The 21,797-nt window shown below is 64.2% G+C and carries 21 protein-coding genes; 18 read left to right on the top strand and 3 right to left on the bottom strand.

All coding sequences use genetic code 11. The features are described 5' to 3' along the window. The first annotated feature begins 15 nt into the window (after window positions 1–15). From AC1RZR_RS16805 to AC1RZR_RS16825, 5 genes are read left to right on the top strand one after another with little or no spacing between them, the layout of a single operon-like run. Window positions 16–1,641: an FAD-binding protein gene (locus AC1RZR_RS16805; protein WP_481825336.1), complete on the top strand. Its 1,626-nt coding sequence runs from the start codon at window positions 16–18 to the stop codon at window positions 1,639–1,641. After that, a complete protein-coding gene (locus AC1RZR_RS16810; RefSeq protein WP_481825337.1) occupies window positions 1,638–1,964 on the top strand; it encodes a 4Fe-4S dicluster domain-containing protein in 327 nt (108 codons plus the stop codon). Before AC1RZR_RS16805 ends, AC1RZR_RS16810 begins: the two co-directional genes overlap by 4 nt. A 32-nt stretch (window positions 1,965–1,996) precedes the next feature. Then, window positions 1,997–2,833 carry an ABC transporter ATP-binding protein gene (locus AC1RZR_RS16815; RefSeq protein ID WP_477274997.1) on the top strand — a complete coding sequence of 279 codons (837 nt, stop codon included), beginning with the start codon at window positions 1,997–1,999 and terminating at the stop codon, window positions 2,831–2,833. Window positions 2,834–2,845: 12 nt separating this feature from the next. Then, window positions 2,846–3,745 carry an ABC transporter permease gene (locus AC1RZR_RS16820; protein ID WP_481825338.1) on the top strand — a complete coding sequence of 300 codons (900 nt, stop codon included), beginning with the start codon at window positions 2,846–2,848 and terminating at the stop codon, window positions 3,743–3,745. Window positions 3,746–3,780: 35 nt separating this feature from the next. Further along, window positions 3,781–4,800, top strand: coding sequence for an aliphatic sulfonate ABC transporter substrate-binding protein (locus AC1RZR_RS16825; RefSeq protein ID WP_481825339.1), 1,020 nt, complete (start codon window positions 3,781–3,783; stop codon window positions 4,798–4,800). 55 nt (window positions 4,801–4,855) lie between these two features. Here the strand turns inward: AC1RZR_RS16825 and AC1RZR_RS16830 are convergent, their stop codons facing one another. Next, window positions 4,856–5,884, bottom strand: coding sequence for a LacI family DNA-binding transcriptional regulator (locus AC1RZR_RS16830; protein WP_477274316.1), 1,029 nt, complete (start codon window positions 5,882–5,884; stop codon window positions 4,856–4,858). A 334-nt stretch (window positions 5,885–6,218) separates the two neighbouring features. On the opposite strand from AC1RZR_RS16830, the gene AC1RZR_RS16835 reads away from it, so the two are divergent. From AC1RZR_RS16835 to AC1RZR_RS16885, 11 genes are all read left to right on the top strand, one after another. After that, window positions 6,219–7,832 (top strand): extracellular solute-binding protein, encoded by a 1,614-nt coding sequence (locus AC1RZR_RS16835; RefSeq protein ID WP_477274318.1) that lies wholly within the window; start codon window positions 6,219–6,221, stop codon window positions 7,830–7,832. 81 nt (window positions 7,833–7,913) lie between these two features. After that, window positions 7,914–8,774 carry a carbohydrate ABC transporter permease gene (locus AC1RZR_RS16840; protein WP_481825340.1) on the top strand — a complete coding sequence of 287 codons (861 nt, stop codon included), beginning with the start codon at window positions 7,914–7,916 and terminating at the stop codon, window positions 8,772–8,774. Then, window positions 8,771–9,730: a carbohydrate ABC transporter permease gene (locus AC1RZR_RS16845; protein ID WP_481825341.1), complete on the top strand. Its 960-nt coding sequence runs from the start codon at window positions 8,771–8,773 to the stop codon at window positions 9,728–9,730. Before AC1RZR_RS16840 ends, AC1RZR_RS16845 begins: the two co-directional genes overlap by 4 nt. Continuing rightward, window positions 9,727–10,818, top strand: a complete 1,092-nt coding sequence (locus AC1RZR_RS16850) for an ABC transporter ATP-binding protein (protein ID WP_477274324.1) — start codon at window positions 9,727–9,729, stop codon at window positions 10,816–10,818. The genes AC1RZR_RS16845 and AC1RZR_RS16850 overlap by 4 nt, the downstream gene beginning before the upstream one ends. A gap of 1 nt (window position 10,819) precedes the next feature. Next, window positions 10,820–11,881, top strand: coding sequence for an ABC transporter ATP-binding protein (locus tag AC1RZR_RS16855; protein WP_481825342.1), 1,062 nt, complete (start codon window positions 10,820–10,822; stop codon window positions 11,879–11,881). A 35-nt stretch (window positions 11,882–11,916) separates the two neighbouring features. After that, window positions 11,917–13,002 carry a Gfo/Idh/MocA family protein gene (locus AC1RZR_RS16860; RefSeq protein ID WP_481825343.1) on the top strand — a complete coding sequence of 362 codons (1,086 nt, stop codon included), beginning with the start codon at window positions 11,917–11,919 and terminating at the stop codon, window positions 13,000–13,002. A gap of 55 nt (window positions 13,003–13,057) precedes the next feature. Continuing rightward, complete coding sequence (locus AC1RZR_RS16865; RefSeq protein ID WP_477274330.1) at window positions 13,058–13,972, top strand: sugar phosphate isomerase/epimerase family protein; 915 nt, start codon at window positions 13,058–13,060, stop codon at window positions 13,970–13,972. Between the two features lie 58 nt (window positions 13,973–14,030). Continuing rightward, the gene (locus tag AC1RZR_RS16870) at window positions 14,031–15,215 is read left to right on the top strand and encodes an aldose 1-epimerase family protein (RefSeq protein ID WP_481825344.1); all 1,185 of its coding nucleotides are present in this window, start codon (window positions 14,031–14,033) and stop codon (window positions 15,213–15,215) included. A 61-nt stretch (window positions 15,216–15,276) separates the two neighbouring features. After that, window positions 15,277–16,371 carry a fatty acid desaturase family protein gene (locus AC1RZR_RS16875; RefSeq protein ID WP_481825345.1) on the top strand — a complete coding sequence of 365 codons (1,095 nt, stop codon included), beginning with the start codon at window positions 15,277–15,279 and terminating at the stop codon, window positions 16,369–16,371. 17 nt (window positions 16,372–16,388) lie between these two features. After that, window positions 16,389–16,703, top strand: coding sequence for a MocE family 2Fe-2S type ferredoxin (locus AC1RZR_RS16880; protein ID WP_477274336.1), 315 nt, complete (start codon window positions 16,389–16,391; stop codon window positions 16,701–16,703). Between the two features lie 34 nt (window positions 16,704–16,737). Then, window positions 16,738–17,538: a 3-methyl-2-oxobutanoate hydroxymethyltransferase gene (locus AC1RZR_RS16885; RefSeq protein ID WP_477274338.1), complete on the top strand. Its 801-nt coding sequence runs from the start codon at window positions 16,738–16,740 to the stop codon at window positions 17,536–17,538. Here AC1RZR_RS16885 and AC1RZR_RS16890 read toward each other — a convergent pair. After that, window positions 17,503–19,020, bottom strand: coding sequence for an HAL/PAL/TAL family ammonia-lyase (locus AC1RZR_RS16890; protein WP_477274340.1), 1,518 nt, complete (start codon window positions 19,018–19,020; stop codon window positions 17,503–17,505). The two genes, AC1RZR_RS16885 and AC1RZR_RS16890, sit on opposite strands and share 36 nt — an antisense overlap. Beyond that, window positions 19,017–20,018 (bottom strand): ornithine cyclodeaminase family protein, encoded by a 1,002-nt coding sequence (locus AC1RZR_RS16895; RefSeq protein ID WP_481825346.1) that lies wholly within the window; start codon window positions 20,016–20,018, stop codon window positions 19,017–19,019. The genes AC1RZR_RS16890 and AC1RZR_RS16895 overlap by 4 nt, the downstream gene beginning before the upstream one ends. A 118-nt stretch (window positions 20,019–20,136) precedes the next feature. Here AC1RZR_RS16895 and AC1RZR_RS16900 point away from each other — a divergent pair, with 118 nt between their 5' ends. Next, window positions 20,137–21,570, top strand: coding sequence for a DHA2 family efflux MFS transporter permease subunit (locus AC1RZR_RS16900; protein WP_481825347.1), 1,434 nt, complete (start codon window positions 20,137–20,139; stop codon window positions 21,568–21,570). Then, the gene (locus AC1RZR_RS16905) at window positions 21,567–21,770 is read left to right on the top strand and encodes a hypothetical protein (RefSeq protein WP_481825348.1); all 204 of its coding nucleotides are present in this window, start codon (window positions 21,567–21,569) and stop codon (window positions 21,768–21,770) included. The genes AC1RZR_RS16900 and AC1RZR_RS16905 overlap by 4 nt, the downstream gene beginning before the upstream one ends. Window positions 21,771–21,797 lie beyond the last annotated feature (27 nt).

Here is a 21,797-nt window from a genome sequence, read left to right on the forward strand (position 1 = left end):
AGTCACCGAGTATCCATGCCAAAGCCGCAACGATCCGCTTCCGACGCGCTGCATCTCCAGGCCGATGTGCTGGTGCTGGGCGGCGGTCCGTCGGCGGCCTGGGCGGCTGTCGCGGCGGCCGAGAGCGGGGCCAAGGTGGTGCTGGCCGACAAGGGTTATCTCGGCACCAGCGGCGCCACCGCGCCGTCGAACACCGGCACCTGGTGCGTGCCGCCGGGCGACAACAGGCATGCGGTCGTCGAGCGGCGCTGGCAGCGCACCGGCGAACTCGCCGACCCGCGCTGGATGCTGCGCTGCGTCGATACCGCCTACCGCAACCTGCTGAAACTGTCCGAATGGGGCTATCCCTTCCCGAGCGAGGACGACGGCCGGCTCTACATCGCCAATCTGCGCGGGCCGGACTACATGCGCTTCATGCGCCGCCGCGTGCTCCTCGCCGGCGTTACCGTGCTCGACCATCATCCCGCACTCGAATTGTTGTCGGATGGTGATGCCATCGTCGGGGCCGCCGGTGTCGCCCGGCAGGCTGGCCAGGACTGGCGCGTCGACGCCAATGCCGTGGTGCTGGCGACCGGCGGCTGTGCCTTCCGCGAGCGCATCCTCGGCGCGACCGGCTTGACCGGCGACGGCTACCTGATGGCGGCGGAAGCCGGCGCCAGCCTGTCGGGCATGGAGTTCACCGGCAAGTATACGCTGGCGCCATACGGCTCTTCGCTGAACAAGGGCCTGCCGTTCCGCTGGGCCTCGTTCCATCGCGAGGATAGCTCGCCGATCCTCGGTCCAACTGGCGAGCCGTTGCGCAACGGCATCGGCGATCGGGAGGAAGAGGTGGCGCGCGCGCTGATCGACGGCCCGGTCTATGCGCGGCTCGATCAGGCCGAACCGGCGCTGCAGGGCTGGCTGCGCCAGGGCCAGCCGAATTGTTTCGTGCCCTATGACCGCGCCGGCATCGACCCGTTCACCGAGCTGTTCCGCATCACCTTGCGCGCCGAAGGCACGGTACGCGGCACCGGCGGCATCGACATCGTCTCCGCCGACTGCGCCACCGGCGTGCCCGGCCTCTACGTCGCCGGCGACGCCGCCAGCCGCGAGATCATGACCGGCGCGGTGTCCGGCGGCGGCGCCGTCAATTCTTCCTGGGCGCTGGCCAGCGGCTGGTGGGCCGGCAAGGGCGCCTCGACGCATGCCAGGCGCCGGAGCGGCAAGGCCTTCCGCGGCACGGTGCAGCCGCTCGGCCAGGCCGGCCTGCGCCCGGCGGCATCGCTGCGCGCCGACATCTCGGCAGGCGAGGTGATCGAGACGGTGCGCAACGAGGTGACACCGCTCGACAAGAATTTCTTCCGCAGCGGCGAGGGCCTGGAGAAAAGCGGCTTGCGGCTGGAGAGCGTCTGGTGCGACGTGCGCGACCATCTGCGGGGCGAGGGGCTGGATCGGGTCCGCACGCGCGAGGCGGCATCGATCGCGGCTGCCGGGCGCTGGTCGGTGGCCGCCGCGCTGCACCGCACCGAAAGCCGTGGCATGCATCGCCGCACCGATCTGCCGGGCAAGAGCCCGGCCCTGGCGCACCGGCTGGTCATCACCGGCGTCGATGAGTTCCGCATCGCCGGGGCGCCCGAGCGGCTGGCGGAGCTGGCGTCATGATCGAGATCGTCTCGGCGACGCGCTGTGTCGAATGCGACATCTGCGTCAAGGTGTGCCCGGCCAATGTGTTCGACGCGGCTGAGAGCGGCGTGCCTGTGATCGCCCGCCAGGACGACTGCCAGACCTGCTTTCTCTGCGAGATCTACTGCCCGACCGACGCGCTTTATGTGGCCGAATTCGCCGAAGGGCCGACCGGCATCACCGAGGCGCAAGCCGAGGCGCGCCAGCTGTTCGGCGGCTATGCCCGCGCGCTCGGCTGGAAGCGCGGCAAGGCCGGCGGCTCGGAATTCGACCCGACGCACCGCATCCGCGTGGCCCAGTGAACCGATCGGAGACAGGCATGGACCGCCCAAACATGGACCGCATCGTCGTCAGCGACATCAGCAAGACCTTCCAACTCAAGCCGGGGCAGTTCGTCACCGTCGATGGCGAGGCGACCGACCGCGTCACCGTGCTCGACGGCGTCGATCTTTCCGTCCGCAAGGGCGAGTTCATCACGCTGGTCGGCCCGAGCGGCTCGGGCAAGTCAGTGCTGCTCGATATCATCGGCGGGCTGACGCAAGCGACCGGCGGCGACGTCCAGCTCGACGGCAGGCGCATCACCAGGCCTGACTCGAAGACCGGCTATGTCTTCCAGCAATACGCGCTGTTTCCCTGGCGCACGGCGCTGGCCAACATCGAATATGCGCTGGAAGTGCGCGGCGTCGCCAAGGCCGAACGCACGGCCACCGCGCGGCATTTGTTGTCGCTGTTCGGCCTTGCCGGCTTCGAGGACCGTTTCCCCAACCAGCTTTCCGGCGGCATGCAGCAACGCGTGGCGATCGCGCGTGCGCTCGCCAGCAATCCGGAAGTGCTGCTGATGGACGAACCGTTCGCGGCACTCGACCAGCAGACGCGCGAGCTCCTGCAAGGCGAGTTGTTGCGGATCTGGGGCAAGATCAAGACGACGGTGATCTTCGTCACACATTCGATCGACGAGGCGATCTTCCTCGCCGACCGGGTGGTGGTGATGACCGCGCGCCCTGGCACGGTGAAGGAGATCATCGACATCGACCTGCCAAGGCCGCGCGACGGCGACATCCGCGCCAGCGCCGAATTCAACGGGTATCGCGCCCGCGTCTGGGACGTGCTGCGCGACGAGGTCAACAAGGCGCAGAAGGACTGGACGCTGTCGCCAGCCTTCAGCCATTGAGGAGCTAGATCCATGGCCTACCTGACCGAAAAGTTTGGCACCGCCGGAGCTCTTCATCTGTTTGCCGGAGCTGGCGAAACGGTGACCGCCGCGAGAGTGCCGGCCATCAAGGCCTACAGTTCCAAGGCTCGGCGCAAGAGAACGAGCCACGGCACTTTCCTCTATGGCCTGCCGCTGCTCGGCCTGTTCTTCCTGCTCTGGGAGGTCGCGCCACGGCTCGGCTGGCTGAACCGCATCTTCTTCCCGCCGCTGAGCGAGGTGCTGGTCGCCTGGTGGGACCTGCTCGCCTCGGGCGTGCTGATCGAACACATCGGCATCAGCCTGCAGCGCGCGGCGATCGGCTTCGCGCTTGGCGTGATGGTCGCCATTCCCCTCGGGCTGCTGATGGGACGCTATTCGCTGTTCGAGAAGGTCAGTGATCTACTGGTGCAGACACTGCGCAACACCTCGCAATTCGCATTGCTGCCGGTGTTTATCCTGTTGCTTGGCATCGGCGAGGAATCGAAGGTGGCGATCACCTTCTACTCGTCGGTGTTTTTTCTCCTCGTCAACACGATCAGCGGCGTCAAGTCGGTCGATCCACTGCTGATCAAGGCGGCGCGCTCGATGGACACGTCCGACTTCGATCTGTTCCGAAAAGTCATCCTGCCCGCCAGCATTCCCTCGATTGTCGCCGGCGCACGGCTCGCGGTGAAATCCTCACTGTTCGCCGTCATCGGCGCCGAGATGCTGGCGGCAAAATCCGGCCTCGGCTTCCTCATCCAGAACTCGCAGCTGATGATGGAAACGGCCGACATGTATGCCGGAATTTTGACGCTGACCGTCATCGGGCTGACCGTCAACTACCTGCTCGTCTGGTTCGAACGCTGGGCGACCGCCTGGAAGGGCCAGTCCGAGACCTCGCTCATTTAGCTCATTCATTCATCCAATCAGGAAGGATTTTCCCCATGTCCACCATCTCATTCGACGGATTCCGCCGGCTTCTCCTGAAGGGCGCCATTGCCGTCGTCATCGGCCTTGGCGGCATGCCGGCCTTCGCGCAGGACAAGCCGGAGGTCATCCGCATCGGCAGCACTGCACCCGGGCATCTCAAGTTCGTCCTCGCCCAGAAGGGCGGCTGGTGGGAGAAGGAATTCGCCAAGGACGGCATCAAGGTCGAACTGGTGACCTTCAATGGCGGCTCCGAGGCGACGACCGCGCTGGCCACCGGTGCGATCGAGTTCACCTATACCGGCAACAATCCGGCGCTGCGCGTCGCCGCGTCCGGCGCCGACGTCAAGCTGATCGGCCTGTCGAGCTATGTGAAGGCCGGCGGCTCCTACATCGTCGTCAAGGCCGACTCGCCGCTGAAGACGCTACAGGATCTCAAGGGCAAGAAGGTTGCCTATCTCACCGGCACGGTGCGGCATTCGAATTTCAGCAAGGCGCTGAACAGCGTCGGCCTGACCACCAATGACGTCGAAGGGCTGAACCTGCCTTTCGAGGCGTCCGGCCCGGGGCTGCTGCGCGGCGACATCGACGCCATCGTCGAGACCGATTCGACCGCGGCCAAGCTGGTCGACACCGGCGAGGCGCGCGTGCTCTTCGACACCGGCACCCATCCGGAATGGAACGTGCCTAACGTCATCTCGGTCAATGGCGCCTTCGCGGCGAAATACCCCGATCTCGTCAAGCGGCTGCTGAAGGTCGACAACGAGATTTCGCGCTGGGCCGACGCACATCCCGAGGAGACGATCAAGATTTTTGTCGAGGCGACCAAGTCGTCGGAAAAATCCGTCCGCAAGACCTATGCCGACGGCGTGTTCCACCAGGATCCGAAACTCACCGACGATGCGATCGCCGCGTTGCAGGGCGAGGAAAAATTCATGGCCGGTGCCGGGCTTTTGAAGGGCTCGATCGACTACGGCAAATGGGTCGACAAGAGCTTTGTCGACGCTGCGGCCGCGGAAGTCGCCGCCGTCCAGTAGACCAGAAGCTCCGATGGGGCGGGCCTTCGCCGCGCCGCCCCGCTTGTCCAACCCGTCAGATTTCCGGGATATTCTCCTTGAAGATCACCTGCAGCCTTGGCTGGTGCAATTCATAGGGCAGTCCCCTGACCGCATGGGTCAAGGTGTTGAGCGCCTCACGGGCCTCGACGCGCGGGTTCTGGTCGATGACCGCGTCGAGCGTGCCATCGAGCAGAAGGTCCTTGGTGCCGTCGGTCACCTCATGGCCGAGGAAGACCATCGACTGCGCGCGACCGCGTTCCTTGAGCGCGCGCGCGATGCCGGTGTTGCCGGCGCCGACATTGTAGATCGCGGCAAGGTCGGGGTGCCGTTCCAGCAGCGCCGACGCCTCCGAATAGGCCTTTTCGCGGTCGTCGAGCATTTCGCGCATCTCGACGATCTGCAGATTGGGCGATTCTTCCATCAGGATATGGCGGAATCCCATCTCGCGCTCCTCGTGGCCGCGATAGGACAGCGAGCCGGCGAACAGCGCCACCTTGCCCGGACGCCCCGATCCCATGAAGCGGTTGAGCAGATAGCCGGCAAGCCGCCCGGCGGCGCGGTTGTCTATCCCGATATAGGCAACCCTCGGCACATGCAGGATGTCGGAGGCGATGGTCACCACCTTGATGTCGTTGGCCGACAGCGAGCGGATCGCCTCGCGCACCGTCGGATGGTCGAGTGCGATGACGCCGACGCCTTGCGTGTGTCCGCGCAATTCCTGCAGCAGGCGGGCGAGGCCGTCCGGGTTGAAACCTTCGATGGTGGCGATGTGCACATCGAGGTCGGGCCGTGACTGCGCCTGCGCCTCGATCTGCCGGTGCAGCATCTTGATGAAGGAATTGGTGCCGGCCGGAAGCGCGAAGTCGAGCCGGATGACATCGCCGGGCAAATGCCGCGGCGGCGCCCCGTTCGGGCTTTCGGCGATGTAGCCGAGCCGCTGCGCCATTTCGAGCACGATTTCACGCGTGCGCGCCCGCACGCCGGAGCGATTGTTGAGCACTCGGTCGACCGTGGCGGCCGAGACACCGGCTTCCCGGGCTATGTCAGTCAAGGTGGACCGCACTGTCTTTCATCTCCTGCATGCGTCAGGTCGGCTGGCGACGGCTTCTGTGTCATCCGCGATTCTGATGGGAAACGATGTATCCGCCCTTGGCCGATGCGCAAGCCGCCGGGCTAAATCAAATCGTCGGGCAGGGCTGCGCAGAGCTGGCAAGATTGATTTTCCCTCAAATCGAGGCACCTGGAGCGATGTATGGATCCCGGTATGACGCATCTCTCTGCCCTATTTGCAATATTGTGATGTGTTTTGAGTATTTATGATGTTGACAGCCTTGCCATGCTGCCGTCAATATCCTTCATCGGGTCGTGGAGGAAACGTGGCCCTGAGGAGGAGTTCAATGTCTGACTTGATCCGCATGTCGCGGCGCCGCTTGCTGGCGTCCGGAGGAAAAGCGGCCGTGATCATGGCCGCCGCTGGTATTGCACCGAAATTCATTCGTCCGAGCCGCGCCTATGCGGCCGACGCGCTGGCGCCAGGCATGATCGGCGGCCCGACGGGCTTCGATGGAGCCGAGCACTACCAGTATGGCGCCGACACGCCGGAAGGCCGCGCCATCGAGGCGGCGAAGGCGCTGAAGGGTTCCGGCAAGGCGCCGGCCAAGATCGTGCTTGGCCTGTCGGACGGTTCGATCGGCCAGCTAACGCAGCCGTTCCCGGCCGGCGCGCCGTCGATCAAGGATCTTTGGGAAAAGGAAACCGGCATTCCGATCGAAATCGTCGGCCTGCCGAATGGCCAGGAATTCACCAAGACGATGCAGGACATCTCCACCAAGGGTGGGGCGTACGACATCTACTCGACGGAATGGAACCGCCTCGGCGACCTCGCCGAAACCGGCGGGATCGCCAAGCTCGACGACTTTGTCGCGCAGTACAAGCCCGAGTGGGACGATCCGGTCACCGGCTATGTCAACGGCGCCAAGGGCGTGTCGCTGCTCAACAAATATCGCGGCTCGAACTATGGCGTGTCGCTGGACGGAGACTTCCAGACCTGGGTCTACCGCACCGACCTGTTCGGCGACGAAGCCGAGAAGAAGGCCTTCAAGGACAAGTATGGCTACGATCTGGCGCCGCCGAAGACCTGGAAGCAGCATGGCGACATCGCCGCCTTCTTCCAGCGCCCGGACAAGGGCCTGTTTGGCTCGACCGACCTGCGCAACCAGGGCTGGGGCTACACCAACTGGTACCAGCGCTATGTCTCGATGGCCTCGCCGAACCAGTTCCTGTTTGGCGATGACGGCAAGCCGCTGATCAATTCGGAGCAAGGCATCGCCGCCACCAACGAATATATCGCATCGTTGTCGCATCATTCGCCGGATGCGATCTCGTGGGGCTGGCCTGAGCAGTATGGCAATTTCGCCAAGGGTGGTGCGGCGATGACCTGCGCCTTCTCCAACCTGCCGAAATTCCTCGACAATGCCGGCAACAAGGATTCAGCTGTCACCGGCAAGATCGGTTCAATGCTGCCGCCCGGACGCGAGATAGACGGCAAGCTGATCAGCCGTTCCGTCCTCTGGTTCTCGCTGACCGGCATGGTCTCGTCACAGTCGAAGAACCAGGAGGTCGCCTATCTCTTGCTGCAATGGCTGGGCTCCGCCCGCATCTACGCCTGGATGAGCGCCAATCCCGGCGGTTATCTGGATCCGTTCCGGCTTTCGGATTTCTCCGATCCGCTGGTGCGCCAGACCTACCATGCCTACCACATGGACATTGTGCGCGAGACGGTGGCGCGGACGGTGCCGACCATCAATTATCCCGGCGCGACAGCCTTCCACAATGCGCTGGACGAGAACCTCATGGCGGCACTGACCAAGGCCAAGACCGCCGATCAGGCGATGGCCGACACCGAAGCCGAGTGGAAGAAGATCGCCCGGCGCACCGGCGAGGACAAGCTGCTCGAAGCCATCAAGTCCAACAAGGAGGCCTGGCCGACAGTTCTCGATCCAATCGCCTGATCCTTCTCCCAGGATCACATCGAAGGAGGGGAGGAGCTTGCTTCTCCCCTCCGCCCGCAACGCCACCAGCAAAGCCGCCAGATGAAGCGTTCCATGCCTTTCGAGATATTCCGCTACGCCGCGATCTTCGCGGCCATGGCGGTGACGCTGGTGCCGATCCTGTGGATGGTGTCGATGGCCTTCAAGCCGATCGCCGAATGGTCGGCGACGGGTGCGGACCTGACATGGTGGCCGAAGAACCCGACGCTCGGCAATTTCCGTTTCGTCTTCGGCGAATCCACCAACAATCTGATCGTCGCGCTCGACCGCACAGCGCTGAAGCCGATCGCCTCGTCGCTCTTGTCGGCGGTGTTCGGCACGGTGATCGCGATGTCGGCGGGCACGGCCGCCGCCTACGGCCTGTCACGTTTCGGCTCGGGCCAGAACTTGCCGCTGGCGCTGATCCAGCTCAGGCTGTTTCCGCCGATGGCGGTCATGATCCCGGTGATGATCATGTGGGCCTTCCTCAATTTCACCGACAGCTGGTGGGGGCTGTCGCTGATCTACGGCATCGTCACCTTGCCTTTCGCCTTCTGGCTGATGAAGACCTTCTTCGACGACATGCCGCGCGAAATCGAGGAGGCCGCACTTGTCGAAGGCTGTTCGCGGCTGCGCGTCTTCACCCGCATCACGCTGCCGATGATGCGCGCGCCGCTCGCCAGCGCCGCACTGTTCGTCTTCATCCTCAATTGGTCGGACTATCTGATCGCGCTGCTTCTGACGACGCGCGAATGGGTGACGATCCCGGTCTACATGGCTTCGCTGTCGTCCTCGATGACCGGGCAGCTCTATGGCGCCAAGGCAGCCCTTGGCCTCATCGCCGCCGTGCCGCCCGTCATCATGGGCATTGCCATCCAGCGCCATCTGGTGCGCGGGCTGACTTTCGGGGCGCTCAAGCAATGAGCGCGGTGATGGCCACGATTACAGAGGACGCGATGAAAACCGTCCAGGCAAGACCGGTCCTGCGCGACGAAGGGGCAAGGCTCGGCTTCCGGCTGACGCTGCCGGCGCAGATCCTCGTGCTGTTCATCTCGGCCTTCCCGCTGTTGATGCAGCTCTACATCAGCGTCACCGACTGGTCGCCGCTGTCGGGTCTTGGCTGGTGGAACGCCTGGTCGCTGTGGAACAGCTTCGCCAACTACACCGACCTTGCCGCCGATGCGCGCTTCTGGAGCGCCCTGAAGCGTACGGCCATCGTCATGATCGTCTGCGTGCCGGCGGAATTCCTGCTCGGGCTGGCGCTGGCGACGCTGTTTGCCGACGATTTCCCCGGCAAACGCATCTTCTACTCGATCCTGCTGATGCCGATGATGGTGGTGCCGGCGGTGGCCGGCTACATGTTCTTCATGCTCTTCCAGTCGGGCGGACCGGTGAACGACATATTGTCGTCGCTTACCGGCTCTCCCGTCACCATCGCCTGGCTCTCGGATCCGACGCTGGCGCTGTTTGCCGTCATGGTCGCCGACATCTGGCAGTGGACGCCGCTGATGTTCCTCATCCTGCTTGCCGGCCTGGTCGGCGTGCCCGAGGACCAGATCAAGGCGGCGACGCTGCTCGGCGCCAATCCGTGGCAGCGCTTCGTCACCATCGTGCTGCCGAAGATGAAGACGATCATCATTATCGCGCTGGCGATCAGGGTGATCGAGAACTTCAAGATCTTCGATACGCTCTACATCATGACCGGCGGCGGCCCCGGCGTCGCCACCGAAACCATCTCCGTCTACATCTACAAGCTCACCACGCAGGACCTGATCTGGGGCTATGTGGCGGCGATCGCGCTGGCCATATTGATCGTGCTCTCCATCGTCGCGGTGTTGGCCATGAAGCGCATGGCGCGGTCGCGCGAGGTGCCGGTATGAGTGCCATCCACCTGCAGAGCCTGGTCAAGAAGTTCGGCGACTTCACGGCGCTGAAGACGATGGATCTTGCCATATCGGACGGCGAGTTCATGGCGCTGCTTGGGCCGTCGGGCTGCGGCAAGTCGACGACGATGAACATGATCGCCGGCATGGAGGAGCCGACCGGCGGCAAGATCCTGTTCGGCGAGCGTGACATGGCCGGCGTGCCGATGGGCAGGCGCGGCGTCGGTTTCGTCTTCCAGAACTATGCCATTTTCACGCATATGACGGTGCGCCAGAACCTCGCCTACGGGCCGAAGATGCGTGGTGCGGCGAAGGCCGAGATCGATCGCCGCGTCGGCGCCATTGCCGAGATGCTGCAGCTGACGCCGCTGCTCGACCGCAAGGCCGATCGGCTGTCGGTCAACATATTGCAGCGGGTGGCGATCGGCCGCTCGGCGATCATGGAGCCGGCGATCTTCCTGCTCGACGAGCCGCTTTCCAATGTCGACGCCGCTTTCCGGGCCGTCATGCGCACCGAACTGAAGCAGTTGCAGCGACAGTTCCGCCAGACGATGGTGTATGTCACTCACGATCAGCTCGAGGCGATGACCATGGCCGACCGCATCGCTGTCATGGATCATGGCGTGCTGCAGCAGGTCGGCACGCCGCTCGAGGTTTATAACGATCCGGCCAATGTCTTCGTCGCCCGCTTCATCGGCGCGCCGGGCATGAACCTGCTCAAGGGCAGTCCAACGGAGAGCGACCGTGGGCTGGTCGTCGATCTCGGGCCGCTGGGCGTCACGCCGCCGCTGCCGGACGCGCTCGCGGCGGCCTTGCGCGGCGCGCGCGGCGAGGTGCTTTACGGATTTCGGCCCGAACAGGCGTCCCTGGTGCAAAACGGGCGGGGTCTCGCCATGCCGGTAAGCTTCGTCGAACGGATCGGTGCGCGCACCATCGTCCATCTCGGCGAGGGCGAAAGCGCGGTAAAGACGGTGTTCGACAATGATGTCGGACTGGCGATCGGCGACACCGCCGTCGTCGCGCCCGCCGCGTCGTCGGTGCGTGTCTTCGACGCCGCTACCGGCCTTGCGATCAAGGCAGGTTGAGATGGCCGATATCGTCTTTCGCAATGTGACCAAGCGCTACGGCAAGACACTCGCCGTCGATGACGCCTCGTTCACGGTCAACGACAACGAGTTCTTCTGCTTCTTCGGTCCGCCGCTGTCGGGCAAGTCGACAATTCTGCGCCTGGTGCTCGGGCTGGAGACGCCTGACACCGGAGAAATCCTGATCGGCGGCAAGCCGGTCAACATGGTGTCGCCGGCCGAACGCAACGTGGCGATGGTGTTCCAGAACCTGGCCCTGTTTCCGCATATGAGCGCGCTCGACAATGTCCGCTTCCCCCTGGTCGAACGCCGGGTCGCCGAGCTGGAGATCAAAAGGCGGGTCGCCGACGTCGCGGCAAAGCTGCATATCGGTCATATCCTGCACAAGCCGCCGGCGCAGCTTTCGGGTGGCGAGCGGCAGCGTGTGGCGATTGCCCGGGCGCTGGTGCGCGATCCAAATGCCTATCTGATGGACGATCCGATCTCGGCGCTCGACGCCAGGCTGCGCGAGGAGACGCGCGTCGAGCTGAAGCGGATCCAGCGCGAGCTCGGCAAGACGCTGATCTATGTCACGCACGACCAGGAAGAGGCGATGTCGGTCGCCGACCGCATCGCCATCCTCGAGGACGGCAGCATCAGGCAGATCGGCGCACCGGCCGAAATCTACGACCGCCCGGCCAGCACCTATGTGGCGCGGCTGCTCGGCTCGCCGATGATGAACATCCTCAGATCGGCGCGCGGCGAGGACGGTGTCGAAGCGGCCGAAGGCACGATCCGCATTGCCGACAAGGCTGCTCCCGCCGATGCCGTCGAGATCGGGCTCAGGCCGGAAGATATCAAGGTTGGACTGTGGGCTGGCGGGGGCTCGGGCCGCCCGGCGCGGGTGTTCGAGGTTGAGCCGCTTGGCGGCTACACCGTGGTGACGCTCGCTGCCGGGCAGGCGCGGTTGAAGGCATTGCTGCGCGGCCAGCCTGACATCAGGCCCGATGCCATGGTGGCGATATCCTGCGAGCCGGCCCGCGTGCATTATTTCGGGCAAAGCGGGGCAGCGCTGGCAAAATGACGGCGGCCGCAAGAAAAGACCTTCGGGAGGATCAGATGGCAGACAATGGCTTCGAGCCGGACGTGAAGGTGCGCACGAAAGAATACAGGATCGGCTGCGTCGGTGCCGGCATGATCATGGCCGAGTGCCATCTCGCCGCCTACAAGGAAGCCGGCTTCCCTGTGGTGGCGATCGCCTCTCGCACCAGGGCCAGCGCCGAGAAAGTCGCCGAGCGCTGGGGCATCCCGACCGTCCATGACACGCCGGAAAAGCTGATCGAGGATACAAATGTCGAGATCATCGATCTTGCCTTTCCACCCGACCAGCAACCGGCTCTGATCCGCCACGCGCTGAAGCAGAAGCACATCATGGCGATCCTGGCGCAGAAGCCATTGGCGCTCTCGGTCGAGGAAGCTGTCAAGCTGCGCGATGAGGCGGCGAAGGCGGGCAAGATTCTCTCGGTCAACCAGAACATGCGCTATGACCAGTCGATGCGGGTGTTGAAGCAGATCATCGAGAGCGGCGCGCTGGGCGACATCGTCTTCGCGCAGATCGACATGCACGCCATTCCGCACTGGCAGAGCTTCCTCGAGGACTACGACCGGCTGACGCTCGCCAATATGAGCGTGCACCATCTCGACGTACTGCGCTTCCTGTTCGGCGACCCGGATGAGATCACGACGCTGACCCGCAAGGATCCACGCACGAAATTCGACCATTCGGACGGCATCACCGTGTCGACGCTGCGCTTTCCGTCCGGCGTGCTCGCCGTGTCGCTGGAAGATGTCTGGTCCGGCCCGCGCCAGGACGGCTACAAGGACGACCAGCACATCAACTGGCGCGTCGACGGCACCAGGGGTGTCGCCAAGGGCAGTATCGGCTGGCCAACTGGCGCTGCCTCGACGCTGACCTATGCCTCGACCGAGACGACCGGCGGCGCGTGGGTGACGCCGCGTTGGGACACGATGTGGTTTCCGCATGCCTTCATCGGCGTGATGGAGCAGCTGCAGCACGCGGTGAAAACCGGCACGCCGCCGGCGCTTTCCGTCGCCGACAACGTCAAGACCATGGCGCTGGTCGAGGCGGGCTACCGCTCGATCGACGAGGGCCGCACGGTCAGGCTTTCCGAAATCGCCGTCTGATCACCACAACCGAATCACCAGTCAACTGAATCGCTTACAGGGAGGAATTCACACCATGATGCAGGCAGGTATTTTCACGGGCTATTTCCCGTACGGTCTCGAAGAGACGGCGAAGAAGATCCGCGGGCTCGATTTCAACACGGTGCAGCTCGACCTGCATTTCAGGGATGTCGACCTGTCGGCCGGACAGATCACCAAGGACAAGGCCAAGAAGGTCCGCGACACGTTTCGCGAACACAATCTGCCGATCTGCTGCGTGTCGGGCTACACCAACATCATCCATCCGGACAAGGCCGAGCGCGACAAGCGTGTCGGCTACCTCAAGGAGATCATCCGCAACGCCCGCCATTTCGGCAGCCCCTACGTGATCTCGGAAACCGGCACCTACAACACCGAATCCGACTGGGTGCATCACCCGAAGAACAAGACCGAGGAAGGTTTCGAGGAATGCCGCAAGGTGGTCGCCGACCTCGCGCAGACGGCTTATGACCACGGCGCGGTCTTCCTGCTCGAAACCTACGTCAACAACGTCGTCGGCTCGGTCGAGGAAACGGTGAGGATGTTCGCCCAGGTCGACCATCCCGGCCTTGGCCTGCTGATGGACCCGACCAACTATTTCGAGACGCACAACATCGACAGGATGGACCAGATCCTGAACCAGGTGTTCGACACGCTGACTGACAAGATCAAGATTGCCCACGCCAAGGACGTCAAGCGTTCGGGCAGCGACAAATCCGAAAAGCACGCCGATATCGGCGACGACAACGCCATGGAAAGCCACACATTCCGCGGTGTTGGCGAGATCGAGCTGCCGGCGCCCGGCCTCGGCTCGCTGAACTACGATCTCTATCTCCAGCGGCTGGCCGAAAAGCATCCGAACATCCCTGTCATCATCGAGCATCTGGCCGAAGACGACGTGCCGCGCGCCAAGAAATTCCTCGACGGGAAGTTCCGCGCCAACGGCCTGTGATGGTCACCGCGCGCCGCCGGTTGAAGGGACGACAGTGAAGTGAAGAAGCGGCCGTGACATGGTAGAACTCTACGGCAAGACGCTGTCGCGACGGCAGGTCCGAGAACGCTCGGGCATGCTGTCGCAATTCGCCGGCGTGCGGCTGATGACACTCGGCGACGGTGTGGAACGCGGCATACGCATGCTGGAGTTCCGCACCGGCTCGGGCCTGCGCTTCACCGCGCTGGTCGACCGGGCACTCGATATCGCCGACTGCGACTTCAAGGGCCAGGCGATCGGTTGGCATTCGCCGAGCGGTTTTCGCAACCCCGGTCTGCACGAGTATGAGGGGGAAGGGGGGCTGGGCTGGGCTCGGTCGTTCTCCGGTCTGCTGGTGACGTGCGGTCTCGACCACATATTAAGCCAGGAAGAAGTGTCGGCCGAAAACTACAACTACCCAGGCAAGAAGACGGTGGTCCACTCGCTGCATGGCCGCGTCGGCACCATTCCGGCCAGGCTGACCGGCTATGGCGAGACCTGGGACGGCGACCGCTGCGTGCTGTGGGCCGAAGGCATGGTCCAGCAGTCGGCGGTGTTCGGCGAGGATCTGCATCTCCTGCGGCGCATAGAGGCCGATGTCGGCGGCAACGAGATCCGGCTCTTCGACCGTGTCGTCAATCACGGCTTCAACCGCACGCCGCATATGTATTTCTACCACGTCAATGTCAGCCATCCCTTGCTCGACGAAGGCTCGCGCTATCTGGCGCCGATCCGGGATGTCGTCTGGGCCGGCCATGGCGGCGAGCGCTACCGTGCGCAGAAAGTCGGTTACCGCACGGTGCCGGCGCCGCAATTGGGTTTCAGCGAGCAGGTCTGGCAGCACGAGATGGCGGCCGATGCCAATGGTGACGTGCCCGTGGCTGTGGTCAACGATCAGCTCGGGCTTGGCTTTGAAGTGGTGACGCGCAAGGACCAGCTGCCTTGCGCCTATCAATGGCAGAATTTCCAGGCGGGGCAGTATGCGCTGGGCATCGAGCCCTCGACGCATCATGTGCTCGGCAATCTCGCCGCGCGCGAACGCAGCGAGATGATCTGGCTGGAGCATGGCGACAGCCGCTCCTATGATGTGGTGTTTCGCGTTCTCGACGGCGCCGGCGCGATCGCCGCATGCGAGCAGCGGATCGCGGCGACCGCCATGCAGCCGCAAGAGGATTACCCGATGCCGTCGGGCGTTTTTGCGATGCTCGGGGGCAGAGGTCAATGACGGGCGCGCGCCGCCAGAAAGGGCAGGCCGATCAGCCCGCCCGGTTCACTATCCGGAGGCCATGATGACGGCTGGCAAGACAAAGCGCGACTACAGCCTGGTCGGCGAAAGCACGCGGACCGCGATCGAGACCGGGCTGGCCTCGGCCGAATGGTATCACACCGACGTCTCGCGCAAGGCGATGAAGGAGCTGATGCAGCGTTCCGACGGGCCTGCAATCCGCGACACCGTGATCTGGATTTTCGCCATTCTCGGCTCCGCCGCCGGCGGCATCTGGTTCTGGGGTACATGGTGGTGCCTGCCGTTCTTGTTCGTCTACGGCGTGCTCTACGGCTCCTCCAGCGACTCGCGTTGGCACGAATGCGGCCATGGTACCGCATTCCGCACCCGCTGGATGAACGACGTCGTCTACCAGATCGCCAGCTTCATGCTGATGCGCAATCCGGTGACCTGGCGCTGGAGCCACGCCCGCCACCACACGGACACCATCATCGTCGGCCGCGACGCCGAGATCGCCGTGATGCGCCCGCCGGACCTGTTGCGCGCCGCGCTTGCCTTCACTGGTGTCCTCGATTTCCGTTATTCACTGCCGACATTGGTGCGCAACGCGTTCGGCAATCTCTCGCCCGACGAAAAAAGCTTCGTACCCGAGATGGAACAGCCCAAGGCTGTCATCGCCGCGCGCTGGCATGTTGCCATCTATGTCGCTGCGATCGCGCTGGCGCTCTATTTGTGGTCATTCCTGCCGCTTGTGCTTATCGGCCTGCCGCGCCTCTACGGCAGCTGGCACATGGTGCTGACCGGGCTGCTGCAGCATATCGGCCTCGCCGACAATGTCACTGACCACCGGCTGAACACGCGCACCGTCCACATGAACCCGATCAGCCGCTTCATCTACTGGAACATGAACTACCACGTCGAACATCACATGTTTCCGATGGTACCCTATCACGCGTTGCCGAAGCTGCATGACCTGATCAAGCATGACCTGCCGGAGCCGAACCCTTCGATGTGGCATGCCTATCGCGAAGTCTGGCCAGTGCTCATCAAACAACTCCAGTACGAGGACTATTTCCTCAAGCGCGAGCTGCCACCGACGGCGCGGCCGTACCGGGAGGAGTTCCACGCCCTGACCGTCCCGGCGGCAGCGGAATAAAGTTGCAGGAGAGACAGATGGCCGACTGGGTTGAAGCGTGTGGCATCCATGATGTCGAGGAAGAGGACGTCATCCGCTTCGACCATGGCGGACGCAGCTTCGCCATCTATCGCAGCCCGGACGACGAGTTCTTCGCCACCGACGGGTTCTGCACGCATGAGAAGACCCATCTGGCCGACGGGCTGGTGATGGACGACATCATCGAATGCCCCAAGCACAATGGCCGTTTCAACTACAAGACCGGTGCCGCCAAGGGCGCACCGGTTTGCGTCAATCTCGCGACCTATCCGGTGAAGGTCGAGGCCGGCAAAGTGATGATCCAGATCGGCTGACCCACCGCAGCACGTGACAGAGGGAACCCCTTCGATGAGCCGAAAAAGACCAACCGTCGCCGACCTGCGCGCCATGAAGGGCAAGCGTCAGCTGACCATGCTGCGTGTGCTGACGATGGACGAAGCCGAGGCCGCCGAGCGGGCGGGGGTCGACATCGTCTCGGTGCCGCCCGAACTGGTGCTCAACCCGCAATACCGCGACGCAGCCCCCAGCCTGTTCACCATGCCGGGCGAGAACTTTTTCGAGATCGGCACATCAGACGATTTTGTCCGCTGGGCCTTCCGGCTCTACAAGGCTAGCGCCGACGCGGTCTATTGCAGCGCCGGCTACGCCACGATCAAGCGGATGGCCGACGAAGCCATACCGGTCATCGGCCATGTCGGCCTCATTCCATCGCGCGCCACCTGGACGGGCGGCTTCAAGGCGGTCGGCAAGACCGCCGACACCGCCATGGAGATTTTCGCAGCGGTGAAGCAGTTGGAGGCCGCCGGTGCCATCGGCGCCGAGATCGAAGTGGTGCCGGTCGAGGTCGCGAAAGCAATTTCGGAGCGTACGTCACTGATCATGCTGTCGATGGGGGCAGGGACGGGCTGCGACGCGCAATATCTGTTCGCCGACGACATTCTCGGCCAGAACCGCGGTCACATGCCCCGCCACTCCAAGGTCTATCGCAATTTCGCCGCCGAATATGATCGCCTGCAGGCCGAGCGTATCGCCGCGTTCTCGGAATATGTCGCCGACGTCAACAGCCTGGCCTATCCCGAGGACAGGCACGTCGTACACATGGACCCGGCCGAGCTACGGCTGTTCCTCGACAAGGTCGGCCGGACGTAAGGCCGTCTGCCAAGGCCCATTGGCGAGCGCGGCATAGAGCGCTTCGGCGTCGATGCCGAGCGGCCGGTCCTCTTTCAGGGCCGGGACGAGCGAGCGTATCGCCGCGTGAACAGCGGTGGTGCGGGGCGCCGTCGTGAACCCGTCGCGCATGTCGATCGCCTGTGCGGCCGCCATCAGCTCGAAGGCAATCAGCCTCCGCCACAGCGCGATCATCCCGGCGCATTTCGCAACCGCCAAAGGGGTCTGCGTGGCATGGTCCTCGACGCCTTCCGAAACGGCCAGAAAATCCAGCATCACCGGATTGGCCTTGTGGCGGATGGCGGCCAGGATCGATGTCGCCGTCTTCTGCAGCGGCACGAAACCCGCCGAGGCGCCGCCGACCGGCGACAGATATTTGGGCAGGCCGTTGCGGCCGGAGCCGGTGAGCTGGATGAAACGGGCGGCACTCGCGGCAGCGCATTGAGCGATCGCCAGGCCGAGCGTCTCGAAGGCGAGCGACAGCGACGCGGTGTGGAAATTGCCGGTCGACAGCACCAGTTCGTCGTCGCTTAGCACCAATGGGTTGTCGCCGGCGGCATTGAGTTCGATCTCGACGGCTTGCTGGGCCTGACCGATCGCCTCGATCAGCACGCCATGGATCGAGGGCATGCAGCGGATCGACAGCGGGTCCTGCAAGGTGGTCGGTTCCGGCACCTCGTCGCGGGCGAGCAGATCGTTGAGGGCTTTGGCGGCTTCCTGCTGGCCTGCCGCCGGCCGCGCCATGTGCAGGCGCGGGTCGAGGATGGTGCGGTTGGCGCCAATGCCTTCCATGGTCAGAGCGCCGGCCTGCTGCTGCTGGGCAAGGGCGGACAGCGCATCCGTCACCACCAGCGCGCCGCCGCCGGCAGACACCGCCGAAGCGTTGATCAGCGACAGCCCGTCCTTGGGCGCCAAGGTGATGGGGCCGAGGCGGGCCATCATCAACGCCTTGACGGCCGGCATGCGCCGGCCCTGATAGTCGGCTTCACCTTCGCCGGTCAGCAGGCGGGCGAGCGCCGTCATCAGCACCAGATCGCCGGCGCCGATTGAGCCGAGCGACGGCATCACCGGGTGGACGCCGGCATTGAGTGCGTCGACCAGGGCGACAAATACGGCAGGCGAAAGGCCGGAGCCGCCGGCTGAAAGCATTGCCGCGCGCGCCACCATGGTTGCCCGCACGCTTTCGACCGGCAGCGCTTCGCCGACGCCGCCGCTGCGTCCTTCCAGCAGCTGGCGCTGGAAGGCGCTGGCGTCGCCCTCTACCGTGGTGCCGAGATTGGCGCCGAGTCCGGTGTTGAGGCCATAGATCTGCTGGCCGGACGCGGCTGCCTGGTCGAGCACTTTTCGCGCCCTCTCCAGCCTGCCGATGACATCAGGCGCGACCTCCACCTTGCGCGCGTCGCGGGCGACTGCGGCGACATCCGCAGTGCCTACGCCGGCTCCGGTGAGGACGAGCGCGCTCATGCGAAGCGTAGTCTCTGGCCGATGCCTTGCGCCTGCGCCTTGGCCAGCATCGCCTTGCCCAACGCAATGTCGGACAGCGACAGGCCGCGGTGCCAGAACAGGATCGTCTCGCTGTCGTTTTCGCGCCCTGCCTTGAGGCCGGCGGCGATCTGGCCGAGCTCGGCATGCAGCGTCTTTTCGCTCAGCCGCCCGGTCTCGACATGGGGGCGCAGCGAGCCGAACTTGCCGCCCTTGCACTGCCCCCAGTCGTCGACGACCATTTTCTGCATGATGTCGGTCAGCGACAATTCCACCGCGCTCATCGTGCCATAGGGCACAACCAGCGCGCCGGACTTGATCCATTCGGTCTTCAAAAATGGCTGCGGCTCAGGCAGCCGCGAGGCCTCGACGACGATGTCGGCGCCTTCGATGCAGCTCTTCCAGCCGGCTACCGCCGTCACCGGCTTGCCAAGATCGGCGGAGAGCTTGGCGGCAAAGCCGTCGCGGCTTTCCGGGCGTCGCGAATGGACGCGGATCTCGTCGAAGTCGAAAAGATGATCGAGCAGGCGCACATTCCAGTAGGCGGTGCCGCGCGCGCCGACATGGGCCAGCACCTTCGAATTCTTCCGCGCCAGATGTTTGGCGCCGATGGCGGTGACGGCGCCGGTGCGCATGTCGGTGATGACGGTGGCGTCGAGGATGGCGCGCGGCGTGCCGGTGCGCGGATCGAACAGATTGAGGATGCCGAATTCCGAGGGCAGGCCGTGCAGGTAATTGTCGACATAGTCGCCGACGATCTTGACGCCGGCGGTGTCGAGCGGCGCGACGTAGCCGCGCAACACATTGAAATGACCGTGGAAGGACGGATCCGGCTCGAGATGAACGCGCGGCTCGATCACCGTCTGGCCATTGCCTTGCGCCACCAGGCCAGCCTCGACGGCGGCAATGATTTCACCATCGGTCATGGCAAGGGCGTCAATGTCGAACGCATTGAGGTAGTCGATATAGATGGGTTTCATCTGCTGCGTGCACTTTCCCCGGTCGCCGCTCATCCATAACAGGCCGCGATGCGACACGAAAGTTTGTTGCGCCGTGTCTGGACGCGGCCGGCCAAATGCTGTTCAAACCGGTCCCGTCATGACTGCCATTCCCGAGACTGAAGCTTTACCCGAAACGGCCACCAATGCGCGGCGCGTGGCGCTGATCGTTGCCATTGCCTTCTTCATGCAGTTGCTGGATTCGACGATCATCTCGACCTCGCTGCCGCAGATGGGCGCGTCCTTCGGCGTGCCGGCGGTGGCGATGAGCATCGGCATCACCGTCTATATGCTCACCATGGCGGTGTTCGTGCCGCTGTCGGGGTGGCTCGCCGACCGGTTCGGCGCGCGCAACATCTTCCTGCTGGCGATCATCCTCTTCACGCTGGCCTCGCTCGCCTGCGGGTTCTCCCAGAATCTGACCCAGTTCGTCGCCGCGCGTGTCGTGCAAGGGCTGGGCAGCGCGCTGATGACGCCGGTCGGCCGCATTCTCGTCTTGCGCAACGCCTCGAAGTCCGAGCTGCTCAATGCCACGGCACTGATCACCTGGCCGGCGCTGTTCGCGCCGGTGGTCGGGCCGGTCCTCGGCGGCTTCATCACCACCTATCTGTCATGGCACTGGAATTTCTTTATCAACATCCCGCTCGGGGTGATCGGGCTGGCGCTGGTCGCCCGCTTCATTCCCGGCGACCGCGAGGCCGATCCCAAGCCGCTTGACTGGCCGGGCTTCGTGGTGACATCGGCCGGGCTCGCCCTGTTGCTCTACGGCCTCGAACGCATCGCGCACCCTGAGGACGGTGTCCTGCCGACGGTGCTGCTGATCGCCGCCGGCATCGTCATCGGCTGGCTGGCAATGCGCCATCTCAGGCGTGCGCCGCATCCATTGCTCGACCTCTCATCTTTCAAGGTGCTGACCTTCGCCATATCGACGCTTGCCGCCGGCACCATTTTCCGGGTGGCGATCAACGCCACGCCGTTCCTGCTGCCGCTGCTGTTCCAGGTCGGTTTCGGCCTCAGCCCCGTCGATGCCGGCATGATGATCCTTGCCTATTTCCTCGGCAATCTCGGCATGAAGACGGTGACGACGCCGACGCTCCGGCGCTTCGGCTTCCGCTCGGTGCTGGTCGTCAACGGCCTGATCGCCTCGGCGGCGATCGCGGCTTGCGCGGCTATCTCGCCGCAAACGCCGCAAGCGATGGTGGTTGCGCTGATGCTGATCGCCGGCCTGTCGCGCTCGATGCAGTTCACTGCCCTCAACACGCTGGCCTTCGCCGACATCGACGCGGCGCAGCGCAGCTCGGCGGCAACACTGTCCAGCATGTTGCAACAAGTGGCGATGCTGTTCGGCGTCGCGGTGGCGGCGGCGATCCTCAACCTGTCACAGATCGCCAGGGGCCGGCCGGCGCTCGACCTCGTCGATTTTCGAATCGCCTTCCTGGCGATCGGCGCCATCGGGCTGGTGGCTTCGTTCCGCTTCCTCGCGCTGCCGCCGGGTGCGGGCGCCGAGGTTTCAGGCCACGCGCCGAGGAATTGAAATCGAATTTTCCGCCTGATGCGGAGATAAGTTCCGCTCTGTCCTTTCTTCTTGGTGTTGAGCTTTCGCGAGCTGCCGCTATGGCGCAAGCAATTGCCAAAAATGCAGGCTTTTCCGCGCATTGCGCCAGTTTTGGCAATCGATGCGTCCACCCGGTGGATATCGCCGCCGAGCGGGCTTCTGAACGCGGATTCATTTGACGAACCGGCTGTGGGCCGATTAGCTTT

Source organism: Mesorhizobium bavaricum (assembly GCF_056781655.1).

Coding starts and splice junctions, on each gene's coding strand:
- AC1RZR_RS16805 (WP_481825336.1), top strand. CDS start 16: ATGCCAAAGCCGCAACGATCCGCTTCCGACGCGCTGCATCTCCAGGCC.
- AC1RZR_RS16810 (WP_481825337.1), top strand. CDS start 1,638: ATGATCGAGATCGTCTCGGCGACGCGCTGTGTCGAATGCGACATCTGC.
- AC1RZR_RS16815 (WP_477274997.1), top strand. CDS start 1,997: ATGGACCGCATCGTCGTCAGCGACATCAGCAAGACCTTCCAACTCAAG.
- AC1RZR_RS16820 (WP_481825338.1), top strand. CDS start 2,846: ATGGCCTACCTGACCGAAAAGTTTGGCACCGCCGGAGCTCTTCATCTG.
- AC1RZR_RS16825 (WP_481825339.1), top strand. CDS start 3,781: ATGTCCACCATCTCATTCGACGGATTCCGCCGGCTTCTCCTGAAGGGC.
- AC1RZR_RS16835 (WP_477274318.1), top strand. CDS start 6,219: ATGTCTGACTTGATCCGCATGTCGCGGCGCCGCTTGCTGGCGTCCGGA.
- AC1RZR_RS16840 (WP_481825340.1), top strand. CDS start 7,914: ATGAAGCGTTCCATGCCTTTCGAGATATTCCGCTACGCCGCGATCTTC.
- AC1RZR_RS16845 (WP_481825341.1), top strand. CDS start 8,771: ATGAGCGCGGTGATGGCCACGATTACAGAGGACGCGATGAAAACCGTC.
- AC1RZR_RS16850 (WP_477274324.1), top strand. CDS start 9,727: ATGAGTGCCATCCACCTGCAGAGCCTGGTCAAGAAGTTCGGCGACTTC.
- AC1RZR_RS16855 (WP_481825342.1), top strand. CDS start 10,820: ATGGCCGATATCGTCTTTCGCAATGTGACCAAGCGCTACGGCAAGACA.
- AC1RZR_RS16860 (WP_481825343.1), top strand. CDS start 11,917: ATGGCAGACAATGGCTTCGAGCCGGACGTGAAGGTGCGCACGAAAGAA.
- AC1RZR_RS16865 (WP_477274330.1), top strand. CDS start 13,058: ATGATGCAGGCAGGTATTTTCACGGGCTATTTCCCGTACGGTCTCGAA.
- AC1RZR_RS16870 (WP_481825344.1), top strand. CDS start 14,031: ATGGTAGAACTCTACGGCAAGACGCTGTCGCGACGGCAGGTCCGAGAA.
- AC1RZR_RS16875 (WP_481825345.1), top strand. CDS start 15,277: ATGATGACGGCTGGCAAGACAAAGCGCGACTACAGCCTGGTCGGCGAA.
- AC1RZR_RS16880 (WP_477274336.1), top strand. CDS start 16,389: ATGGCCGACTGGGTTGAAGCGTGTGGCATCCATGATGTCGAGGAAGAG.
- AC1RZR_RS16885 (WP_477274338.1), top strand. CDS start 16,738: ATGAGCCGAAAAAGACCAACCGTCGCCGACCTGCGCGCCATGAAGGGC.
- AC1RZR_RS16890 (WP_477274340.1), bottom strand. CDS start 19,020: ATGAGCGCGCTCGTCCTCACCGGAGCCGGCGTAGGCACTGCGGATGTC.
- AC1RZR_RS16895 (WP_481825346.1), bottom strand. CDS start 20,018: ATGAAACCCATCTATATCGACTACCTCAATGCGTTCGACATTGACGCC.
- AC1RZR_RS16900 (WP_481825347.1), top strand. CDS start 20,137: ATGACTGCCATTCCCGAGACTGAAGCTTTACCCGAAACGGCCACCAAT.